Source organism: Peptidiphaga sp., assembly GCF_057238965.1.
In genome coordinates this window covers 26,684-28,272 of record NZ_DBHHEV010000022.1, presented here as the reverse complement: position 1 = coordinate 28,272, position 1,589 = coordinate 26,684, and the positions used below count along the sequence as shown (strand labels likewise).

Annotated in this window: 3 protein-coding genes and 1 pseudogene; all 4 read right to left on the bottom strand. The window is 64.8% G+C overall.

Annotated features, from left to right (window positions below; genetic code table 11):
- Positions 1–285, bottom strand: a pseudogene (locus tag ACO48X_RS04285) (hypothetical protein); the annotation flags it as partial.
- A gap of 91 nt (positions 286–376) precedes the next feature.
- Positions 377–925, bottom strand: a complete 549-nt coding sequence (locus ACO48X_RS04280) for a F0F1 ATP synthase subunit B (protein ID WP_485000894.1) — start codon at positions 923–925, stop codon at positions 377–379.
- 2 nt (positions 926–927) lie between these two features.
- On the bottom strand, positions 928–1,137 hold the full coding sequence (gene atpE / locus ACO48X_RS04275) for an ATP synthase F0 subunit C (RefSeq protein ID WP_485000893.1): 210 nt from the start codon (positions 1,135–1,137) through the stop codon (positions 928–930).
- A 28-nt stretch (positions 1,138–1,165) separates the two neighbouring features.
- On the bottom strand, positions 1,166–1,589 hold a 424-nt coding region (locus ACO48X_RS04270; protein ID WP_485000892.1), incomplete at its 5' end, for a F0F1 ATP synthase subunit A.

Here is a 1,589-nt window from a genome sequence, read left to right as displayed (position 1 = left end):
GGACAGGGCGATGCGCAGGTCGCGCTCCTCGGCCAAAAGCCTCATGGCCCGATACAGTTCGCCCTCCGTTTCGCCCAGCCTTCCGGCCGAATCGGAGTGCGCGAGCACCGATTGGACGCCGAGGAGCTCGACGGAGTCGGCGATGTCCGCCTCGTCGGCCCACCGATCGCGCACGAGCCCGACGACGAGCTCGGACGTCTCCTCGGAAAACCGTGCGGAGAAGACGTCGGAGGCCAAGCTGGCCGGACGCGCGAAGAACGTCGGCTGCGGAGAAGGCCTCCTCACCGAAATCGAGCCCGCGCGCGCTCTTTTGCCGCAAAAGCGCGCCCCAGCGGTCCTTTGCACGCTCGTAGGATTCCCGGCTGACTGCACGCATCTACTTCTCCTTCGGCCGCTGTCCGGCCGGGGCGCTCACATCCGCCTCGAGCTCGTCGAGGAAGGAATCGACCACGGCGGAAGAGACCTTGGGATCGAGGGCCTGCTCTCCGACAATTCGGCCGGCCAGTTCGGCGGCCAGCGATCCGACGTCGCGCCTAAGCTGGGTTCTCGCGAGCTTCGCGTCTGCCTCTATCTGGCGCTGAGCAGCGTCCGCGACCCTCTTCGCCTCGACGGAGGCGTTCTTCTTGGCATCCTCGACGATCGTCGCGGCGTTGCTCTGAGCGGTCTCGCGAATTCTCGCCGCCTCGCGCCTGGCCTCGTCTACCTCGTCCGCGAGCGCGGCCCGTTCGCGGGCTGCCTCCTCGCGGGCGCGCTCCGCCTGGTTCAGCCCCTCGTCGATCTTCTGCGTGCGCTCGTCGAGCAGCCGCATGAAGGTGGGCCAGGCGAACTTGAAGATCGCCAGGGCGACGATGACGAACGAGACGGTTCCCCAGACCAGGTCGGCAGTCGCCGGAAGTATGAGGGAGTGCTCGGAAGCGGTCGTCATGATCAGGAGCCGAAGGCGAAGCCGGCCACGAAGCCCAGAAGACCGAGGGCCTCGGTGAAGGCGATCGACAGGAACATGTTGACGCGCAGGTATCCCTTGAGCTCGGGCTGGCGCGCCGTCGCTTCCTGATTCTTCGCGCCGATGAGTCCGATGCCGATGCCGGGGCCGAGGGCCGCGAGCCCGTCACAGATGGGTGCGATCGAGACGACCATTTCGAGTTCCTTTTGTTCGGTGGATAAATCAGTGTTCTATGGACAGTGAGATGTAGGCCGCGGCCAGCAGGGCGAAGATGTAGGCCTGCAAGGCGGCTACGAAAGCCTCGAAAAGCGTGAACACGACCCCTGCCGCGAGGGTCAGGGAGCCTAGGGCGATCCCCATTCCCCCGCTCATCGAAAGGTAGAGGTAGTGGGTCCCCAGGAAGCAGAGGACGAGCAGGAGGTGCCCCGAGACCATGTTGGCCAGAAGTCGGATGGTCAGCGTGAGCGGGCGGATGACGAAGGTCGAGAGCAACTCGATCGGCGTCATGAAGAGGTAGATGGGTTTGGGCACGCCCGGCGGGAAAAGCTGTTCCTTGAAGAAATGGCCGGCGCCGTTGGCCTTGATTCCCGCGTAGAGGAAGGAGACGTAGGCCACGATCGCGAAAATCAAAGGCATGCCGATGATG

Excerpts from the sequence above, each read along its gene's own strand:
- atpE (WP_485000893.1), bottom strand. The coding sequence starts at position 1,137 with ATGGTCGTCTCGATCGCACCCATCTGTGACGGGCTCGCGGCCCTCGGC.
- ACO48X_RS04280 (WP_485000894.1), bottom strand. The coding sequence starts at position 925 with ATGACGACCGCTTCCGAGCACTCCCTCATACTTCCGGCGACTGCCGAC.